Annotated in this window: 14 protein-coding genes, 1 tRNA gene and 3 pseudogenes; 5 read left to right on the top strand and 13 right to left on the bottom strand. The window is 60.4% G+C overall.

Annotation, left to right across the window (positions count from 1 at the left end):
- Positions 1–143: 143 nt before the first annotated feature.
- A complete protein-coding gene (locus AC3WOG_RS24005) occupies positions 144–1,280 on the bottom strand; it encodes a porin (protein WP_492580406.1) in 1,137 nt (378 codons plus the stop codon).
- 131 nt (positions 1,281–1,411) lie between these two features.
- Complete coding sequence (locus AC3WOG_RS24000) at positions 1,412–2,584, bottom strand: branched-chain amino acid ABC transporter substrate-binding protein (protein ID WP_492580405.1); 1,173 nt, start codon at positions 2,582–2,584, stop codon at positions 1,412–1,414.
- 375 nt (positions 2,585–2,959) lie between these two features.
- Between AC3WOG_RS24000 and AC3WOG_RS23995 the strand changes: the two are divergent.
- Positions 2,960–3,190 (top strand): annotated as a pseudogene (locus AC3WOG_RS23995) (IS6 family transposase); the annotation flags it as partial.
- A gap of 266 nt (positions 3,191–3,456) precedes the next feature.
- On the opposite strand, the gene AC3WOG_RS23990 reads toward AC3WOG_RS23995, so the two are convergent.
- From AC3WOG_RS23990 to AC3WOG_RS23960, 7 genes and pseudogenes are all read right to left on the bottom strand, one after another.
- Positions 3,457–3,549: transfer RNA gene (locus AC3WOG_RS23990), tRNA-Sec, on the bottom strand.
- A 27-nt stretch (positions 3,550–3,576) separates the two neighbouring features.
- On the bottom strand, positions 3,577–5,490 hold the full coding sequence (gene selB, locus AC3WOG_RS23985) for a selenocysteine-specific translation elongation factor (RefSeq protein ID WP_492580404.1): 1,914 nt from the start codon (positions 5,488–5,490) through the stop codon (positions 3,577–3,579).
- Positions 5,487–6,938 (bottom strand): L-seryl-tRNA(Sec) selenium transferase, encoded by a 1,452-nt coding sequence (gene selA / locus AC3WOG_RS23980; RefSeq protein WP_492580403.1) that lies wholly within the window; start codon positions 6,936–6,938, stop codon positions 5,487–5,489. Before selA ends, selB begins: the two co-directional genes overlap by 4 nt.
- Before the next feature lie 14 nt (positions 6,939–6,952).
- Positions 6,953–7,948, bottom strand: coding sequence for a formate dehydrogenase accessory protein FdhE (gene fdhE / locus AC3WOG_RS23975; RefSeq protein WP_492580402.1), 996 nt, complete (start codon positions 7,946–7,948; stop codon positions 6,953–6,955).
- Positions 7,949–8,038: 90 nt separating this feature from the next.
- Positions 8,039–8,686, bottom strand: a complete 648-nt coding sequence (locus tag AC3WOG_RS23970) for a formate dehydrogenase subunit gamma (protein ID WP_492580401.1) — start codon at positions 8,684–8,686, stop codon at positions 8,039–8,041.
- A pseudogene (gene fdxH / locus AC3WOG_RS23965) lies at positions 8,686–9,426 on the bottom strand (formate dehydrogenase subunit beta); the annotation flags it as partial. The pseudogene fdxH and the gene AC3WOG_RS23970, both read right to left, overlap by 1 nt.
- Before the next feature lie 5 nt (positions 9,427–9,431).
- A pseudogene (locus AC3WOG_RS23960) lies at positions 9,432–10,621 on the bottom strand (molybdopterin-binding domain-containing protein); the annotation flags it as partial.
- A 79-nt stretch (positions 10,622–10,700) separates the two neighbouring features.
- Here AC3WOG_RS23960 and selD point away from each other — a divergent pair.
- From selD to AC3WOG_RS23940, 4 genes are all read left to right on the top strand, one after another.
- Positions 10,701–11,765 (top strand): selenide, water dikinase SelD, encoded by a 1,065-nt coding sequence (gene selD, locus AC3WOG_RS23955; RefSeq protein ID WP_492580400.1) that lies wholly within the window; start codon positions 10,701–10,703, stop codon positions 11,763–11,765.
- A gap of 126 nt (positions 11,766–11,891) precedes the next feature.
- Positions 11,892–12,959 (top strand): tRNA 2-selenouridine(34) synthase MnmH, encoded by a 1,068-nt coding sequence (gene mnmH / locus AC3WOG_RS23950; RefSeq protein WP_492580399.1) that lies wholly within the window; start codon positions 11,892–11,894, stop codon positions 12,957–12,959.
- 23 nt (positions 12,960–12,982) lie between these two features.
- The gene (locus AC3WOG_RS23945; protein WP_492580398.1) at positions 12,983–14,038 is read left to right on the top strand and encodes a permease; all 1,056 of its coding nucleotides are present in this window, start codon (positions 12,983–12,985) and stop codon (positions 14,036–14,038) included.
- Between the two features lie 165 nt (positions 14,039–14,203).
- Positions 14,204–14,338: a hypothetical protein gene (locus tag AC3WOG_RS23940; protein ID WP_492580397.1), complete on the top strand. Its 135-nt coding sequence runs from the start codon at positions 14,204–14,206 to the stop codon at positions 14,336–14,338.
- 132 nt (positions 14,339–14,470) lie between these two features.
- Here the strand turns inward: AC3WOG_RS23940 and AC3WOG_RS23935 are convergent, their stop codons facing one another.
- The 4 genes from AC3WOG_RS23935 to AC3WOG_RS23920 all read right to left on the bottom strand — a co-directional run bounded on the left by AC3WOG_RS23935 (position 14,471) and on the right by AC3WOG_RS23920 (position 18,711).
- A complete protein-coding gene (locus tag AC3WOG_RS23935; RefSeq protein WP_492580396.1) occupies positions 14,471–15,670 on the bottom strand; it encodes a porin in 1,200 nt (399 codons plus the stop codon).
- A gap of 73 nt (positions 15,671–15,743) precedes the next feature.
- Positions 15,744–17,096 (bottom strand): TRAP transporter large permease, encoded by a 1,353-nt coding sequence (locus tag AC3WOG_RS23930; RefSeq protein WP_492580395.1) that lies wholly within the window; start codon positions 17,094–17,096, stop codon positions 15,744–15,746.
- Positions 17,097–17,102: 6 nt separating this feature from the next.
- The gene (locus AC3WOG_RS23925; RefSeq protein WP_492580394.1) at positions 17,103–17,573 is read right to left on the bottom strand and encodes a TRAP transporter small permease; all 471 of its coding nucleotides are present in this window, start codon (positions 17,571–17,573) and stop codon (positions 17,103–17,105) included.
- Positions 17,574–17,718: 145 nt separating this feature from the next.
- Entirely contained in the window at positions 17,719–18,711 is a 993-nt protein-coding gene (locus AC3WOG_RS23920) for a TRAP transporter substrate-binding protein (RefSeq protein WP_492580393.1), read from the bottom strand.
- Positions 18,712–19,131 lie beyond the last annotated feature (420 nt).

Genomic DNA, 19,131 nt, shown 5'->3' with positions numbered 1-19,131 from the left:
CCCCTGTCCGGTCAACGCCACCGCTCATGCGCTGACCGGTGCTTACTAGCCAGAGAACCAGGATCGGGAAAACCGGTATCGTGACCTGACTTTCCGTCCTTGAATCACGAAAAGTCAGGTGCACGGCCCGGGTGAAGATGGTCTTAGAACCGGTGGCGCAGGCCCACCGTTGCGACGACCTGAGAGCTCTTGCCCGAATCGACGTCAAGCGAACCAATCACAGCCTGTGCCTGGCCTGCACCGTTCTGCCCGCTTGCATGGCCGTAAGACACCACGCTGTAGACATCCGTGCGCTTACTCAAATTGTAGTCAGCACCCAGACTGGCCTGATGATACTTGGCCGACGAGTCGCCCAATGAACGCAGGTAGTTATAGCCAATTTCAGCCATGAGCGTCGGGCTGATCTGCCAGGCTCCGTAGACGGACCCGTTGTGATATTTTTCCGCGCTTCTGAACGTCGAACTCGCATCCGGGTTGTATTCGGAAAAACTGTAGTAGCCACCCAAGGTAAACGAACCGATCACATAGTTGCCGCCTGCGCGCGCGACGTTGATCGACCGCGCTGACGCATAAGCGGCGTTGACGCTGCTGTTGAAAAACGAATCGGAGGACGTGACCGCGCGCCGGGACTGGATCGCATTTCCGTTATCGACATGCAGATAGCCACCGGCCACCGCGAGCGCGCCATTCGCGTAGGACACAGCGCCGCTGTAGGTTTGCCCCGAGCCCGTTGCACCTGCTACGCCACCCAACGAATACATCGTCGAGAATTGCAGGCCGGCCCATTGAGGACTTGACCATTTGACCGCGTTGTTGATACGCACGCTGTTGTCGGCATTGTCGATATCGCCAGGCGACGAAAAGAACCCGCCGAGATAGTTGTCGCCCTGGACCGGCTGAACGAGGTCGATCAACGGGTCGTACTGACGACCAAGCGTCACCGTACCCCAGCTATCCTTGCCGGAAAGACCCACATAAGCCTGGCGGCCGAACATACTGCTGCCTTGCCCAAGGCCGCCCGACGTGGAACTGAAACCATTCTCCAACTGAAAAACCGTGCGCAGTCCGCCGCCGAGATCCTCACTGCCCTTCAGCCCCCAGCGGGAACCAGACTCAGTGCCACTTGCCATCAACCATTGCGACGTCTGGCCGCCGCTGTTATGGATGTACATAAAGCCAGTGTCAACGACACCGTAAAGCGTTACCGAATTTTCCGCGTACGCGTGCGATGCGACAAATGCCGCTGAAAATATCAAAGCTCTACCATACGTAGTACTCATTTAATTATCCAAACCTGCTGTTGTTGTTTCGTCATTGGAATGATTACTGCCGCACCTTCTACAACCCTGATCGCGTTTCCATCTGTTGCGCCGGCTCAGCCTTCACGGCGCCCCACTTCCTCAGATTCCCGTCAGTTGGTAAATGATTCGACCTTGTCGCCCGTGGCAATAGCCTGAGGAACCCACTTGCCGCCTACTACCTTGTAGAACGTTGCAGTCGGGTCCTTCATGTCGCCATTCGGCATGAACGCGATGTTTCCGGAGATACCGGTGAACGAGACGGATTTTACGAACGGGCCATACACCTTCGGGTCGGTTGAGTTGGCCTTCTGCATGGCATTGATCAGCACCCAGGTGGCGTCATAAGCGGACGGCGCATAAGCAACAACGCCCTCGTTGTATTTCGCCTTCATCTTCTCGTCGAACTCCCGACCCGTCTTCATCTTCGACAGTGGAATCCCGTAGTCCCAGGACATCGCGCCTTCGGCGGCATCACCGGCGACCTTGAGGAATGTTTCGTTTTCGAAGCTGCCGCCGCCCAGCATGGCCGCCTTGATGCCGAGTTGCCGCATCTGCTTCATCAGCAGACCGGCTTGCTGATCGAGACCGCCCCAGAAAATGACGTCCGGGTTAAACGACTTGATGCGCGTGAGCTGCGACTTGAAGTCAACAGCCTTGTCTGTCGTGTACTCACGGTCGATGACCTTGCCGCCTGCCGCCTGCACGCCCTTGACGAACTCGTCGGCCATACCCTGCCCGAATGCCGTGCGGTCATCGATGACCGCAATGCTTTTGCCCTTCAAGGCCTGGACGGCGGAGTGTCCCGCGAGCTGTCCCATCTGCGCGTCGGAGTTGACGACACGGAACACGTTGTTGAACCCCTGCGACGTCAGCGTGGGATTGGTGGCGGTCGGCGAAACCATTGGAATGTTCGCGGTGTTATAGATGCGCGAGGCCGGGATGCTGGTGCCCGAATTGAAATGGCCAACCACGCCCGCCACCTTCGAGTCGGCCATCTTCTGCGCAACCTGCGAACCCATACGCGGATCCCCCTGATCGTCTTCGGCGTCCAGGACGAAATGAACCGGCTGCCCGCCGATGACGAGCTTCTTCGCGTTTGCATCGTCGAGAGCAAGTTCGACGCCGCGCTTCAGATCCACGCCGTAATGCGCCGAAGCGCCCGTCAAGGGGGCGGCAAAGCCAACCGTTACGTCACCGGCGTAGGCCGCAGACGTGGACAGAGATGCGCCGGCAGCCAGTGACGCAGCCAACGCAAAGCGCGTGATTGAAAGCGGGGTCTTCATTTGATACCTCAACGGTTTTCGAATTGATCAATCGACCAAAGCCCTGTGCTGTCGCGATCGGGCATCGGCGTTTTCGGCGTATGAATGGGTAGAGTCGCGCGTCCCGCGAGTCGTCGTCACCTGTGCGCCTTTCGTCAAGGTATTAGGTGAGACGTCATATGTCAACGAGTAAAAAATACGCCGCAGGCTAGGGTTTTCGAGAGGAGAAAAACGGCATTCCGGCCGAGAAAGCATGCTGCAAGGCACTCCGGCTGTGAAAACGGCCAGCCGGCATCATCGGGTTTCCGGATGATTATCGGGCACAAAAAATCGGGTTCTTTTGCAGTAAGGCGTTCCGCTATGACGCGCGGAACGGCATAACCGATTGAAAGCTCAATGAAGGCGTTGAATCCTGCGGTGGCCCGAGTGCTCAAACGCCTGCACTGTCCGCTCGACGTGATCCTGCCTTGCGTGCGCTGGTGCGTGGCCTATCCCCTGAGCCTGCGGCACCTCGAAGAAATGATGGCTGAGCGCGGCGTTTCGGTTGATTACTCGACAGTGCACCGCTGGGCCATCAAGCTGCTGCCGGTCCTGGAGAAAGCGTTTCGGCGACGCAAGCAGCCACTGATCAATGCTACAACCTTGTAATATAAGTAGTGCTTTACATAGCGATCGCTGTTCCTTTGCGCTCCTTACCGCGACAAAACCCAACTGTCGCCCTGACATGGTTCCTCCTACCCACGTAACCATCTTCCTACCCATACTTCATGCGGGAATTGTGCGGGACCCAGTTGGAAGCAGCAAGCACGTCGTCAATCACAAACCGCTTTGGAATCAGCGATTTACGGAACGTCTGTGGAAAGATATCGGAATGCCCGGGAAACCTTGCCCGGCGGAAGGCAGCCGGAGTCGAACCGACCTGAGAGCGTCTGACGCCCTCAACTGGGTTTGAAGCCCAGCCGCACCACCGGATACGGATGCCTTCCTACGGTGATCAAATCATTCGTTGCGAATCAGAGCAGATCGAGCCAACGACTATCCGTGCGCATCAGATGCAGGCCACGGTGGAAGCGAGTATAACCAACCCGGTCGAAAAACTCTAAGAGCTGAATCGCACGCTTTCGTCCAAGACCGGTGACATCGCGAAACGGCGCAGCAGCCACTGTACCTGCGTTCTTATCCGCTTCGGCGGCCGCAATCGAGGCCAGTTCGCGAATCGCGTCAGAATGGTAAAAGAGGTCGCGCACGACCTGATAAATCTCTCCCTGCCGCGCAAGCTTGCGCATCAACTGACGCACGCGGTCCTCGGATACGCCATGCGCGCTCGCCAGATCTCGCACCCAGGGAGGATCGAAGCGCCCTTCTTTCACAGCCGGCAGCAACACCGCCGCGAGCGCGCGATCCGCGTCGTCGAGCGTCACCGCGTGGCCCGGGAGATGCAACCAGGGCCCGTGTCTGACGATCTCGCCGCGCGCCTCGGCATCGTCGACCAGCGCGCGCCACACCGCCTCGTCAACGAGCGGCGCCGCAATCCGCCGCAGGCGCGATGCATCCGGGCCTAGTTCGTCAGGCACGCGTTCGTGGTATTGCTTCAGCGCCGCAGTCAATCGCGCAGCCAGCGCTTGCCATGCGGCGTTTGCAACGAGCAATGCGTCGTCGCCGGGAAGCTCGACCACGCGTGTGTCGAGCGGCAAATCAAGCGCCGCGGCCGGCATGCCCGTCAATCGCTCCAGCAAAGAGCGTGACAGGCCATGAGGCGCGCGAGCGAACATGGCGTCGAGCGTTCCAGTCTCCAGCATGATCTGCATCGCATCGAGCCATGCGAGGCGTTCAGCGGAACGACGCTTGCGCGCCGGCGCGAACGGATCGAGCACATGACCGCCGCCAATGGTGCGATTAGCCTGCGCATTCCTCACGACGAAGCGGTCGCCGGGAAGCGCGCATACCGGCCGTTCGAACACGAATTGCACACGCCCGCGCTGACCGGCGGCAAGCGTCGCACTGTCGAGCAGCGCGCCATGCGCGACCTGATGCTGCGTGCCCAGATGCACGTGCAACGGCGCCCAGTGCTCCAGCGTGAGCGGCGCGTCGGCAAGCAGCGTCAACATCACATCGATACGTTCCGACGCCTGCGACAGACGCGGATCGACGATCCAGTCGCCGCGATCGATTGCGCTCTTGTCGATGCCCGCAAGATTCAGCGCGCAGCGCTCCCCTGCTCGCCCGGCTGTGGCCTGACGATTCTGCGAATGAATACTGCGTACACGCACAGGCTGATTTTTCGGCACGAGCAGCATCGTATCGCCGACCTTGACGCGCCCCGCCGCCACAGTCCCCGTCACGATCGTCCCTTGCCCCGCGAGCGTGAAGACCCGGTCGACGGCGAGACGGAACAGGCCATCGTCGCGTTTCATCCGCCAGTCCACGGCTGCCGCGAGCAGATGCGCCTTCAACGAAGCGACACCGGGATCATCGGCACGCATCGCGCAGGTGTCGAAGACAGGCGCCTCCTGCAGCACGCTGCCGCGCAGAAACGACGCAATTTCCTGACGCACGTCCTGCAACCGCTGCGCGCCCACGCGATCGACCTTTGTCAACGCTATCGCGCCACGCTTGATGCCGAGCAGTTGCACAATGGCCAGATGTTCGCGCGTTTGCGGCATCACGCCGTCGTCGGCGGCGATCACAAGCAGCGCGAAATCGATACCGCTCGCACCCGCGGTCATCGTGTGGACGAGTTTTTCGTGACCCGGAACGTCGATCAGGCCGAGCACGTCGCCGTTCTCGAGCGGCACGTAGGCATAGCCCAGTTCGATCGAAATGCCGCGCGCCTTTTCTTCCTTCAGCCGGTCGGTATCGACGCCGGAAAGCGCTCTCACCAGACTCGTCTTGCCGTGATCGATATGCCCCGCCGTACCGACGATCATGCGCGCGTGCCCTTCGGTTGCTCAAGCAGTTGCTCGATCAGTTGCGCTTCATCGGCGGCTTCCAGACAACGCAGATCGAGGCGCAACGCGTCGTCCGCGATACGGCCGATGACGGGCCGCGCCATGTCGCGCAGCACCGTCTCCAGCGCGAGCAGCTGACGGCCGCCGCGCTTTCCATCAGTCATCCTGACGACAAGGCCATAGCTCGCCAGCACGTCGACAGGCAACGCGCCGCTGCCGATCTGGCTGAACATCGGCTCCGCCGCGACCGCATAACGCTCGCCAATCGCACGCTGCAATGCGGGCTGCACCCGTTGCGCGGCGAGTCGAATGTCGTCCGCGGGACGCGTGAGCAAGCGCAGCGTGGTCAGCCGCTCGGCGAGATACTCCGGCGCCCGATAGAGTCGCAGCACCGGCTCCAACGCTGCAAGCGTCAGTTTGCCGACCCGCAGCGCACGTTTGAGAGGATGCTTCTTGATTCGCGCGATCAGGTCGCGTCGGCCGACGATCAAACCGGCTTGCGGGCCGCCGAGCAATTTATCGCCGCTGAACGTGACGAGGTCGGCGCCGGCTTCGATGGTTTCCAGTACCGTGGTCTCGCGCGGCAAGCCCCATTGCGCCAGCTCGACCAGCGTGCCGCTGCCGAGATCCACGGCAACGGCAAGACCTCGCGAATGGGCGAGCGGCGCGATTTCACCGACACCGACCTCTTTGGTGAAGCCGTTGATTGCGTAGTTGCTCGCGTGGACTTTCATCAGCAGCGCGGTGCGCGGGCTGATGGCTTCCTCGTAGTCCTTGAGATGCGTGCGATTCGTCGTGCCGACTTCGCGCAGCTTCGCGCCCGCGCGGCTCATGATGTCGGGAATGCGAAACGCGCCGCCGATTTCAACCAGCTCGCCACGCGACACGATCACTTCTTTCTTCAACGCGAGCGCTGACAGCGTGAGCAACACAGCCGCGGCGTTGTTGTTGACCACGGTCGCCGCTTCCGCGCCGGTCAGTTCGCAGATGAGTTCATCGATCAGATCGTCGCGATCGCCGCGCTTGCCTGTCGCAAGATCGAACTCGAGGTTGGCGGGCTGCGTGAGCGCCTTCACGACGGCGCGCACCGCTTCGTCAGGCAGCAACGCGCGGCCGAGATTGGTATGCAGCACCGTGCCGGTCAGATTGAAGACGCTGCGCAAGCGGGCCTGGTTGCGCTTGCGAAGCGCCGCCTCGACCGATACCGCGAGTTGCGCCGCATCGAGCGCGCGTACGTTCGCCTTGGACGCGTCGCCCGACTGCACGCTAGCACGCCAGCTGTCGAGCGCGTGACGCAACGCATTCAAAACCTGCGTGCGGCCGAACTCAACCACGAGCGGTGCAAACTCAGCCGACGCCATCACCTTCTCCACCGATGGCACACGTCCCATCAGCGCCCGCAATTCAGCGCTCGTCACATCGCTCACGGGACCATCCTCTTTTAATCGAACTCGCTTGAAGGGTCAGCAGCGGTATCGGCCTGTTCCGGCCAGAGCCACGGGTGCGGCGACGCTCGCCTGTAACCTTGCTCTCCCATCAACAAGTCCAGCGTGAGACTGGCGAGATCGTCCGCGAACGGATCGAAATCGTAGTCCTTCGACTGATAACCAATCTTCCGGTAAGTATGGCATTCGTCACACGATTCCGCTTTCAAAGCCGCTTTGCTGGATTCGGCTTCTTTGGTGACGGCATCGGCGTCCGGCGAGCCGAGCGTGTGATACGCAATGCCCTTGGTCGAGTCGCAATTCGAACATTTCGACCGGACCATATGCCACTCGGTAGCGCACAGGCCGCATTGCAGGTAGCGGTAGTTGTCGTGGACGCCGCCTACCCGAACGGTGCTCGCCACCGGATGAGCGCCGCAAACGGGACACAGGCCGAGCGTTTCGAGGTACGGGACGTCGCGTTTGTCGATATCGGCCGCGAGGTCGGTCCAGACCACCTGGAGTGCGGCCATGATGAACGGCGCACTCGCCGGATCGACTTCGGCGAAACGCTGCACGAAGATCGCGTCGGCCTGGGATTCGAGCGTGGCGGCATCGAGCGTTCTGAGCTTTGCGATGAGCGCTTCGAGCAACGGCGTGAGCGGGCCAGCGGCTTGCAGCTTGTCGAGCAACTGAATCAGAACCTCGTGCCACGCCGGGTCGCGCACGCCGGACAGCGCCGGTATCAGCGGCATCGAATGCTGTTGCGCGCTCGCGATCAATTCAGCGCTGGGCGGCTTTGCCTTGAAGCCTGTCATGACTGCTTGCTGCGCGTCGGCAAGCGCGGCCATCAGCCGCAAGTAGCCGGCGATCGGATTGCCGAGCGCAGCCAGCTGGCGCAGCCGCGCGGCACGCGCCGAAAATACCGCCAGGCGCTCCGGCGTACGAATGCGAGGAATGGCCGAGTGATCGAACGACTCGATATCGCCGGCTTCAAGAATGCGTTGAACCAAAGTATCGACCTCTGAAAACTGAAGAGCCGCCGCAGTTCATCGAACAAAGACGGCGGCCCGGGTGCAGTGCGATAAAAAAGTCGCGCAGCGCTACTTGCCGATCATCTCCTTGAACCAGTTCGGATGATGCTTTCTCGCCCAGCCATGCGTCACGGTGCCGCGTGTCATCGCGCCGATCGATCCCTTGACCCACAAGGCCGCATAAATATGCACAACGATGCCGACGATCAGCACGAACGCAGTTGCCGCGTGCACAACCGCCGCGAGGCGGATGATATCGATCGGAAAATAAATCGAGAAATACCGCCGCCAGATCACGATGCCGCTTGCCAGCAACAGCAGCAGACAGACCACCATAGTGAAAAATAGCAGCTTTTGACCGGCATTGTACTTTCCGATCGCAGGAAGTTTTTCCTCGCGATTGTTGAGCACGTCGCCGATCTGCTTCATCCACTGGATGTCGGCGCGGTCGAGATAATTGTGATGCCAGAAGCGCAGCGCAAGAATCAGGAACGAGATGAACATCACGCAGCCGACGAACGGATGCAAAATCCGCGTCCATTGCCCGCCACCGAAGATCGCGTAGAGCCAGGACATCGCCGGATGAAACATGGCGAGTCCGGAGAGCGCCAGCAAAATGAACGTGATGGCGGTGATCCAGTGATTCGTCCGCTCATTCGGCGTGTAGCGCACGATCAGGCTGTTGCCCTTCACGTCTTTCAGGTCAGTGTGTTTCATCAGACGACTCCCGGGAACGGCGACGCTTCGTCGGCTTCGTGCTGCGCTTCGGCTTCTTCCGCCTCGGTCACCTCGTTCGGACCCACGCGCGTGTAGTGGAAGAAACCCGCCACGGCCGCGAACGCGATGCCTGCCAGCGCCAGCGGTTTCGCGAGACCCTTCCAGAGCGTAACCATCGGACTGATCTTCGGATTCTGCGGCAAGCCGTGATAGAGGTTAGCTTTATCGGCGTGATGCAGCACGTACATCACGTGCGTGCCGCCCACCCCGGCGGGGTCGTACAGGCCCGCGTTCTGGAAACCCCGTTCCTTCAGATCGACAATCCGATCCTCCGCCTGCTGCTTCATGTCCTCTTTGGTGCCGAACATGATCGCGCCGGTCGGGCAGGTCTTCACGCACGCCGGTTCCTGACCGACAGCCACACGGTCCGAACACAGCGTGCACTTGTACGCGCGGTTGTCCTTCTTCGAAATGCGCGGCACGTTGAACGGGCAACCGGTCACGCAATAACCGCAGCCGATGCAGTTTTCCTCGTGAAAATCCACGATGCCGTTGGTGTACTGCACGATCGCGCCCGGCGAAGTACAGGCCTTCAGACAGCCCGGACCCTCACAATGCATACAGCCGTCCTTGCGGATCAGCCATTCGAGATCGCCTTCCGTATTCCCGTATTCCGAGAAGCGCATGACGGTCCACGAATGCTCGCTCAGATCGCGCGGGTTGTCGTAAATACCGGTTGAAACGGTCTCTTATAAGCCTTGCGGATGCGCAGCCACAGCCCCGACATGATTTCCAGATCGCTCTTCGATTCGCCCGGGCCGTTCGCGCCCTGCCTGTGCCACTGCAGCACCCGGCTCGAACTGACCAGCGAACCGCGCTCTTCCGCGAAACACGTGGTCGGCAGACGGAAGACTTCCGTCTGGATCGACGATGAATCGACGTCGTTGAACTCGCCGAAATTCCTCCAGAACCCAGACGTTTCGGTGGCGAGCGGATCCATGATGACGAGCCACTTCAGCTTGGCCAGACTCGCGCCGATCTTCGCCTTGTTCGGCGCCGCGGCAAGCGGGTTGAAGCCCCGCGCGTTGTAGCCGGTCATCTTGCCCTGATTCATCAGCTCGAAGATCTGCTCTGCCTCGAGCGGCAAGGTCATATAACCCGGCAACAGGTTCGACATCAAGCCGCGGTCGGTCAAGCCCTGGATGTTCGAGTGACCGCGCAGCGCATCCATGCCGCCGCCCGCAATGCCGATATTGCCGAGCAGCAACTGCACCATCGCGCCGGTGCGGATGATCTGCGAGCCGACCGGGTGGTGCGTCCAGCCGAGCGCGTACAGGATCGTGCCGGCGCGTCCAGGAACGGCCGTCGACGCGAGCATCTCGCAGACCTTCAGGAACTTGTTCTTCGGCGTGCCGCAGATCTTTTCAACCTGCTCGGGCGTATAGCGCGAGTAGTGCTGCTTCATCAACGGATAGACGCAGCGCGGGTGTTCAAGCGTGGGATCGATCTTCGCGAAGCCGTCGTCACCGCGTTCGTAGTCCCACGAGCGCTTGTCATAGCTGCGCTTGTCGGCGTTGTAGCCGGAATACAGACCGTCCGTGAACGAGAAATCCTCGCGGACAATGAACGGCATGTCCGTGTAATTCTTGACGTACTCGTGCTGGATCTTGTCGTTGGTGAGCAGATAGTTGATCACCCCGCCGAGGAACACGATGTCCGAGCCAGTCCGGATCTGCGCGTAATAGTCCGCAACCGATGCCGGTTCGTCATCGCTCCACGGCCAAACGTCGGGGCAAGACCTGCCACCGTCGGGCCATGTCAGACACGCGCCTGATTGTCGAACGCGAGCATCCCAAGACTACGGATAGTCTTGTGAGTCAGATAGCCGACTTCGTTGCTACCGGCCGATGCGGCGAGCATGCCGGTGGTCAGCCAGCAGCGTATGTCCGCCGTCCCTGCGCCGGGCCGAAACAACCATCATAATGTGGTCATATCACGCTCGAAATCCGCACCAATGACCGATACCGCCACAAACGCAACCCATTCCCCGCGCCTGACCAGCCTTTCGCATGGCGGAGGGTGCGGCTGCAAGATCGCCCCCGGCCTGCTCGCCGACCTGCTCAAGCGCAGCGCGCCACTGCCCTTCTTCCCCGACTTGCTGGTCGGCAACGATACCGCCGACGACGCCGCCGTCTACAAGCTCAACGACGAGCAGGCGATCGTCGCGACGACCGACTTTTTCATGCCGATCGTCGACAACCCGTTCGATTTCGGCCGTATCGCCGCGACCAATGCCCTGTCCGACGTTTACGCCATGGGCGGCAAGCCCATCATGGCGCTGGCGATCGTCGGCATGCCGATCAACGTGTTGCCCCACGACGTGATCGCGGCCGTGCTGAAAGGCGGTGAATCCGTGTGCGCCGAAGCCGGCATTCCGCTCGCGGGCGGCCATTCCATCGATTCGGTGGAACCCATCTATGGCCTGGTTGCGCTCGGCGTGGTTCATCCCCAGCGCGTCAAACGCAACGCAGCTGCTCAGGCGGGCGATGTGCTGATTCTCGGCAAGCCGCTGGGCGTGGGCGTCCTGTCGGCCGCGTTGAAAAAAGACCGGCTCGATTCAAACGGCTACGCCGCCATGATCGCGGCCACGACCAAACTCAACCGGCCGGGCGCCGAACTGGCAACGCTAGACGGCGTCCATGCCCTCACCGACGTCACCGGTTTTGGCCTGCTGGGCCATACGCTGGAGCTGGCCCGCGGATCGAATCTGACCGCGCGCGTGCGCTATGCAGATTTACCCTGGCTGCCGGACGTGGTCGGGTTTGCAGAGGCCGGGATCTTCACCGGCGCTTCGGGACGCAACTGGGCTGCGTACGGAGACGATATCGCCTTGACATCGTCCTTGCCGCCGACGGCCCGCACCCTGCTCACCGATCCGCAAACCTCCGGCGGCCTGCTGGTTTCGTGCGCGCCTGAAGCGGTCGACGACGTTCTCGCCATTTTCCGCGCCGATGGATTCGGTCAAGCGTGTGTCATCGGCGAGATGGTCGACGGTGCAAACCGCGTCGAAGTGATCTGAGCAAGCGCCTGTGATGGGCGATGCGCGATGCCGGTCCGGCCATGCTCCTACGCGGTTCGCAGCCGGCAATGACGCCGCGTGCGATAATTTCACCCCGCCCGCCGGCCTGCTTCGACCGTATCCCCCTTGAAAAATCTTCTCGTCAGCCTCGATAAATCAGGTGATTTCGATGAAATCATCGACGTGCGCACGCCGCTTGAATTTGCTGAAGACCACATTCCAGGCGCGCTGAACGCGCCTGTGCTGAGCAACGAAGAGCGTGTGCTGGTCGGCACCATGTATAAACAGGTGTCGCCTTTCGAAGCCACCCGGGTAGGCGCGGCGCTGGCGGCGCGCAACATCGCACAGCATCTGGAAACGACCTTCGCCGACCGGCCGCGTAACTGGCGGCCATTAATCTATTGCTGGCGCGGTGGCAAACGTTCCGGTTCGGTCACGACGCTGTTCAATATGATCGGCTGGCCGGCGCGGCAGCTCGACGGCGGCTATAAGGCTTATCGACGGGCGACGCTCGACACCCTCGTTTCGTTGCCGAAGACGTTCAAATATATCGCGCTGGTGGGCCCGACCGGTAGTGGCAAGACCCGCCTGCTCGATGCGTTGAGCCAGGCGGGCGCTCAAACGCTGGACCTCGAAGCGCTGGCTTCGCACCGTGGGTCCCTGCTCGGCGCCTTGACGGGCGTCCCACAGCCTTCGCAAAAGCGCTTCGATACGCTGCTGGTGACTGCGCTGCGCGCGTTCGATCCCGAGCAGCCGGTGTTCGTCGAAGCGGAGAGCCGGCGGATCGGTTCAATTACGTTGCCGCTCGCGCTCCTTGAGACGTTTCATCAGGGTGCATGCATCGAGGTGTTGTCGAACCGCGAAGATCGTGCGGCGTTTCTGCTGCACGACTATGCGCATCTGTTCGACAATCCCGAATCGCTGAAAGGACAGCTTCAAAAACTGATCGGGCTGCACAGCCGTGAGCGTGTGGCAAGCTGGCAACAACTCGTCGACGAAAACAGGCGCGCCGAACTCGCTAGCGAGTTGATCGAACGGCATTACGATCCGGCGTACACGCGCAGCAGCCACCAACATTTCGTACAACTGCCGCACGCGATGCAAATGAATTTTCGGCCCAATGACCCCGATGTCGTTGAACAGGCGAAGGCACTCCTTGCCCGGCTAGACAGCAGCACACTCGCCTCGATCTGATTCAAATCTATATGAACGCCCCTATGCAAACAACGCTTCGGCAACCCCGCGTCGCGCTCGGCTGGATCGTGTTCCTGTTGATCGCCGTGATCGGCCTCTTCTATGTGAAGTGGTTCCCTTACTACAACCGCGCTTTCGTCGCCGCGAGCCAGCACTCCATCGGCAAGTCGATCCTGATGGGAACGTCTTCGAGTGCGCCGGCGGCATCATGGCAGGCAGCCTTCGACTATGCGCTGGTCTACGGCAAGGCGATCTGGCAAGCGATGGTACTGGGGCTTCTGCTGGGCTCGGCCGTGCAGGCGCTGATTCCGCCGCAGTGGGTTGCGCGCGCGCTCGGCCGGTCCGATTTCAGCAGCGTGGTCAACGGCGGGCTGATGTCCCTGCCCGGCATGATGTGCACGTGCTGCGCGGCACCGGTTGTAGCGGGCTTGCGCGCCCGTCAGGCTGCACCGGGCGCTGCGATCGCATTCTGGCTTGGCAATACGGCGCTCAATCCGGCCACGCTGATCTTCATGGGCTTCGTGCTCGGCTGGCAATGGATGGGCTTGCGGCTGGCGCTGGGCCTCGTGATGGTGTTCGGCCTCGGCTACCTCGTGAACAGAATGGTCACGCCGAAGGAAGCCGAAGCATCGCGCGAAGCCATGGCGCAACTCGTTGCGAGCGACGATCCCGGTACCGCTTTCACGCGCTGGGTGAAAATCCTCGGAAGAATGACGATCCGGCTGGTTCCCGAATACATCGTGCTGGTGTTGATTCTGGGCGCAGCGCGGACGTGGCTGTTCCCGCACATCGGACCGGACATCGATAACAGTCTGCTGTGGATCGTCGGGCTCGCCATCGCAGGAACATTGTTTGTGATTCCGACCGCGGGCGAAGTGCCGATCATTCAGGCAATGCTTGCCTTCGGCATGGCGGCCGGCCCGGCTGGCGCCCTGCTCATGACGCTGCCTTTGATCAGCGTGCCGTCTATGGCCATGCTCGGGCGTTCGTTTCCCAAGCGCGCGTTGACGGTGGTGGCTTTAGCGGTAGTGGCTTGCGGGATCGTGAGTGGATTATTGGCGATAGCCTTGGGGTTTTGAAAACGCAGCGTTGAACGGCACGGTACGTTGGGCACCTGCGATACTCGGGCAGGGCGCCCCGCGCACAGTCCAACACGCAGCCCGCCACTTGCATTTCCCCGCCGGTTTTATAATCTCGACTCCGCAGCACAAAGCATTCGAGCCGCCGTTCGCCGCATTCACCTCATGAAACACATCGCAGCATTCTCTATCGCGACCTGGTCGGCCGCGGCCATTCTTTACTTCGGGCAGCACTCGGTGTCGCTGATCGTCGTAAGCGGGGTTGTCGTGCTGGCCGGTTTCGATCTGTTCCGCCCCTAATGCAACCGCAGGTAGCGGTTCGCCTGAACGTGACCGAGCCGGTCAAATCAGGTGCGTGCTGGTAAGCAACGTCTATGTGAAACGTATCGCCAGGGTGGCGGCGTCAATAGACGCCGCCACCACACTACCCGATTAGAACCGGTGAATGATACCTACACCCGCAGCAAACTGACTGCGTGACGACGACGGCGCGCTGTTCTGGCCATCGCCAATATCCGCAGTTGCTTTGATGATGCTCGCACCGTTCGTTCCCAGCGTCTGGCCGCCCGCACGTTGATAGGCCTCCAGCGCATACAGACCGGTACGCTTGGACAGGCTGTAGTACTGCGAGAGGTTGAACTGCTGATAGCGAGCCGAGCTCGAGATGCCGTTCGCCTGCGTTGCACGCGTGTAGCTATAGCCCGCGGCCAGATCCAGCACCGTCAGCGGCTTGAAGTGCAGCACTGCGCCGGCAGTGTTGAAGATCGCCTCGTTATGGAACTTCGAGTTGATGCCCGGGATGTATTGCACGTTCGAATACGAGAACGAGACGTCCCATTGCGAAGAGAATGCATAACCACCCGTCACCGCGACGCGTTGTTGCGCCTGCGCGGTCTGGTAGCCGTTGTTAATCCCCGACACGCCCGGCTGCGCGCCCGCATTCGACGCGGTGGAGTCCGCGCCCCACGCGCCGCCGCCCGGCGTCGAGTTATTGATGCGCTGGAAGCCTGCCGCGATACCGAACGGACCGTTCAGGTACTGCACTGCCGCGCTCCACGTCGACCCGGCATTCGTGCTGCCCGCCACGCCGCCTAGCGCATACGATCCGCTCACGGTCAGGCCGTGCAGGCTCGGGGACGTGTACACCAGCGAGTTGTTCACGCGGTACAGCGTATCGAGCGAATCGATATCGCCCGGGTGTGCGCCGTAGGCGCCGGTCAGCCACGTGGTCGGGCTATACGGCGACAGCAGCGTGTAGTACGACGTGTACTGGCGGCCTGCCGTCAGCGTACCGTAGGTGGTATTGGCCACGCCGACATACGCTTGACGGTTGAACGCCAGGCCGGAGACGGACTGTGCGCCGGTTGCGCTGTTAAAGCCCTCTTCCAACTGGAAAATCGCTTTCGTGCCGCCGCCCAGGTCCTCGCCGCCCTTCAGGCCGAAGCGGCTGCCGGCCCAGATGCCGTTGACCATCTTGACGACCGAGCGCCCGCCCGAGGTCGAACCGAGCGACGTCTGGCTGCTCTGGTAGCCAATCCCCGCGTCAACGATCCCGTACAGCGTCACGCTGCTCTGAGCGTGCGCGCCGAGGGCGACCAACCCTAGGGCGGACGTTGCCAATGCCTTTTTCATTTCTGCTCCTCTTTAAAAAACTTATTGTTCATCTCTGGCGTTGTCTCGACATCGCCGATTCCAGATCCGCTCGTCAAAACACCGGATGTCCATTGATCAGGCTAGGCAACCACGTCGAAAACATCGGAACATAGGTCACGATGTTGATCGCGCTGAAGATAGCCAGGTAATAAGGCCATGCCACCTTGGTAGTTTCACCAATCGACACATTGCCAATTGCACAGCCGATAAACTGCACCGACCCGATGGGCGGATGAACGAGCCCCAACGCACAGTTCAGCAGGATCATGATGCCGAACTGCACGGGACCTACGCCGCTATGCATCGCCATCGGCAGGAACAATGGCGTGGTGATCAGGATGTGCGCTGCCATGTCGACAAACGTGCCGAGGAAGATCTGAATGATGTTGATGTACAACAGCATCAGCCAGGGGATGGTCGTCGCGCCATCTAGCAGACGTTCGATGGCGTCGGGAATCTCCAGATACGCCATCTGGTAGCGCAGCATATTCGACACGCCGATCAGCAGCAGCACCACGCCGGTGGTTTTGGCCGCCTTGGAGAGCGCCACGAACAGCTTATTCAGCGTCATCGTGCGATAAACGATGATGGTCAATACCAGCGAGTAAGCCACGGCAATCGCTGCCGCCTCCGTCGCGGTCGCAATACCTCTGGCCACGCAGACCAGGATGATCGCGATCACCATCAGACCGGGCAATGCGCCGAGGAACGTGCGGCCCACCGCGAACCAGCCCGGAAACCGCTGCAATTCGGTCGAGCCGTCGGGGCGTCGCGGATAGCCGTAGCGAACCGCTTGCCAGTAGGCGGCAATCAGCACGAAGCCCATCACCCACAGCACCGGCAGCAGACCGGAGAATAGTAGATCGCCGATCGAGACGCCGCTCATCGGGTGCCCGTTCAAGGTTCCCGTGATCCCTTGGGCGGCGAATGCATAAATGATCATGTTTGTCGACGTCGGCATCAGCGCACCCGCCAGCGACGAGTGCGTGGTGACATTCACCGCATAGGCCGCGCTATAGCCTTCCCGTTTCATCAGCGGAATCACCACGCCGCCCATCGCCGACGTATCCGCGGTAGGCGAACCGGACACGCCGCCGAACAGCGTGCACGCGACCACGTTGGCCATGCCGAGGCCACCGCGGAAGTGCCCCACCGTGGCCTGCGCGAAACGCAGGATGCGATCAGCGATGCCACCGTGCAGCATCAACTCGCCGGAGAAAATGAAGAACGGGACCGCGAGGAACGAAAACGCGTTCATGCCCGAAATCATCGACTGCATCGCCGTGGCAGCCGGCAGGCCTTCATACAGATAGGTCAGGACACACGACAGTCCCAACGCGAAAGAAACAGGAACCCCGAAAACGAGGAAAACGAGGAAGCTAACGGAGAGGATGGCAAGTTCCATGATGGTCTATTTTTGTTTCTGTGCGAAAAGCGCCAGCAGGTGCTCGAACGAGAACAGAGCGATACAGCCGCTGGCAATGACCGGAATGAAGTACCGCAGGGCTTCGGGCAAGCCCAGAATCGGGATCCGGTCTTCCATCGTGGTTTCCGCCATCTGCAAACAGCCCAGGAAAATCGCCACGGACAATGCGATCAGGCAAATTTGCTGGAATGCCTCCGCGATTATCTGACCTTTCGGTGGCAATTTCTTGACAAGTGAGTCGAGCCCGATATGGCCGCTCTCGCGAACTTTAAGCGCGGCGCCGAACATGGCGATGACGATCACCAACAGCAAGGCAATGGGTTCGACGAAATCCGGTGCATCGCTGAAGACATAGCGCATCACGACGCTATAGACGACAAGCAGGCATAGCGCGGCCAGGCTTATCGACGCGACGATAACCAGCACGCGGACGAGAAAATCGTTTGGGCGTTTCATGAATCTCATTGACCCCATCCTTGCACACAACGCATTTATCTTTAATCTTCAGGAATTCTGTTCGACGTCACCGATTCATGAAACCGCGTAGGAAAAGCCGGCAGATCATTCTGCCGGCCTCTTCACCGCCGCTGATTTCCGAACCTTATTTGACCGCCTGGATTTCGTCGACAAGCTGCTTCATCTGCGGCGTCTTTTCGTACTTGGTCCATACCGGCTGCATGACTTTGACGAAAGCAGCACGATCGATCTGCGACGACGCGAGGATCGTCGCGCCGCCCTTGGTGACTGTCTTGCCCGCGTCGCTTTCGCGCGCAGTCCACAGCTTGACGTAGTAAGGCACGGAGTCAGCCGCGGCTTTTTTGATGATGTCCTGCTCCTGAGGCGTCAACGTATCCCAGACCTTTTTGGAGAACACCAGCACTTCCGGCGTCATCGAATGCTGGGTCTCGGAATACACGGGTGCGACTTCGAAGTGCTTGGTCTCTTCGTAAGACGGCAGGTTGTTTTCCGCGGCATCGACCAGTCCCGTCTTCAGCCCCGTATAAACCTCGGCGAACGGCATCGGCGTCGGCGTGCCGCCCATCGCCTTGATCTCGTCGACCATCAGGTCAGACGGCTGAACGCGCACCTTGAGACCCTTCATGTCGGCGGGCGAGTGGATGGCTTTTTTGGTGTAGATCGAACGCGCGCCGCTCTCGTAGAACGTCAGCGCGATCATGCCCTTCGCCTTAAAGGCGTCGAGAATTTTCTGCCCTTCCGGGCCGTACATCACCTTGCGGAAATGGTCGATGTCGCGAAACAGGAAGGGGAGCGATGGAATCATCGACTCGGGAACGATCTCGTTGAACGCAGCACCATTGCAGCGGGCCATGTCCAGTGCACCAATGCGCACCTGATCGATCGTGTCGTTTTCGGAACCCAGCGAGCTGTTGCCGAAGACCTTCACCGAATCCTTGCCAGCGGTTGCCTTGTTGATCTCTTCGCCCATGTACTTCACGGCCATGTTGGTCGGATAAGTATCGCCGTGCACATCCGCCACGCGAAACACCCGCGCTTGTGCGGCGCCGGTGCTGAATGCCAGCACAGAGGCCGCGATGATCATCGGAACATGGGAAGAGGCAAACTTCTTTTTCATTGTGACATTCCTTGAAAAATAGACCATCCGATCGATTACGTATGCTGCGGGATGGTTTTTAACGCGTATTTCGGTCTCAGAAAAATCCGCTTTTTGTTTTATCAGCCATACGATCGCCACCCTCCCGGGTGACGAGGTCTTTGCCGTGTTGACGTGTTCGACATCGCAGGCACACGTGCACCCCCCACCTGTTCAGCAGCCGAAATATTTTTGAAATAAAAATCGCTAGACCGGCTTGTTGTACGACGACGTATGAAGTCTATAAAACCAGGTTGTCGTTGTACAGACGGTATTTACCCGCACAGTAAGTATTCTGCAAGACGCACTGTGCAGCGTGCGCCATGGGGCAACAAGCGTGCTGCGTCGATCGTCGGGCCTGCCAAGGTGTGCTGGACACTCTATTTTTCGTAGATCCAATCG

It is taken from the genome of Paraburkholderia sp. FW306-02-B (genome assembly GCF_058782725.1).
Note: the sequence above shows the minus strand (reverse complement) of the source record. Positions and strands in the feature narration are given on the sequence as shown.

Coding starts and splice junctions, on each gene's coding strand:
- AC3WOG_RS23920 (WP_492580393.1), bottom strand. CDS start 18,711: ATGAAAAAGAAGTTTGCCTCTTCCCATGTTCCGATGATCATCGCGGCC.
- AC3WOG_RS23930 (WP_492580395.1), bottom strand. CDS start 17,096: ATGGAACTTGCCATCCTCTCCGTTAGCTTCCTCGTTTTCCTCGTTTTC.
- AC3WOG_RS23940 (WP_492580397.1), top strand. CDS start 14,204: ATGAAACACATCGCAGCATTCTCTATCGCGACCTGGTCGGCCGCGGCC.
- AC3WOG_RS23935 (WP_492580396.1), bottom strand. CDS start 15,670: ATGAAAAAGGCATTGGCAACGTCCGCCCTAGGGTTGGTCGCCCTCGGC.
- AC3WOG_RS23970 (WP_492580401.1), bottom strand. CDS start 8,686: ATGAAACACACTGACCTGAAAGACGTGAAGGGCAACAGCCTGATCGTG.
- AC3WOG_RS24005 (WP_492580406.1), bottom strand. CDS start 1,280: ATGAGTACTACGTATGGTAGAGCTTTGATATTTTCAGCGGCATTTGTC.
- selD (WP_492580400.1), top strand. CDS start 10,701: ATGACCGATACCGCCACAAACGCAACCCATTCCCCGCGCCTGACCAGC.
- AC3WOG_RS23925 (WP_492580394.1), bottom strand. CDS start 17,573: ATGAAACGCCCAAACGATTTTCTCGTCCGCGTGCTGGTTATCGTCGCG.
- AC3WOG_RS23945 (WP_492580398.1), top strand. CDS start 12,983: ATGCAAACAACGCTTCGGCAACCCCGCGTCGCGCTCGGCTGGATCGTG.
- AC3WOG_RS24000 (WP_492580405.1), bottom strand. CDS start 2,584: ATGAAGACCCCGCTTTCAATCACGCGCTTTGCGTTGGCTGCGTCACTG.
- selB (WP_492580404.1), bottom strand. CDS start 5,490: ATGATCGTCGGTACGGCGGGGCATATCGATCACGGCAAGACGAGTCTG.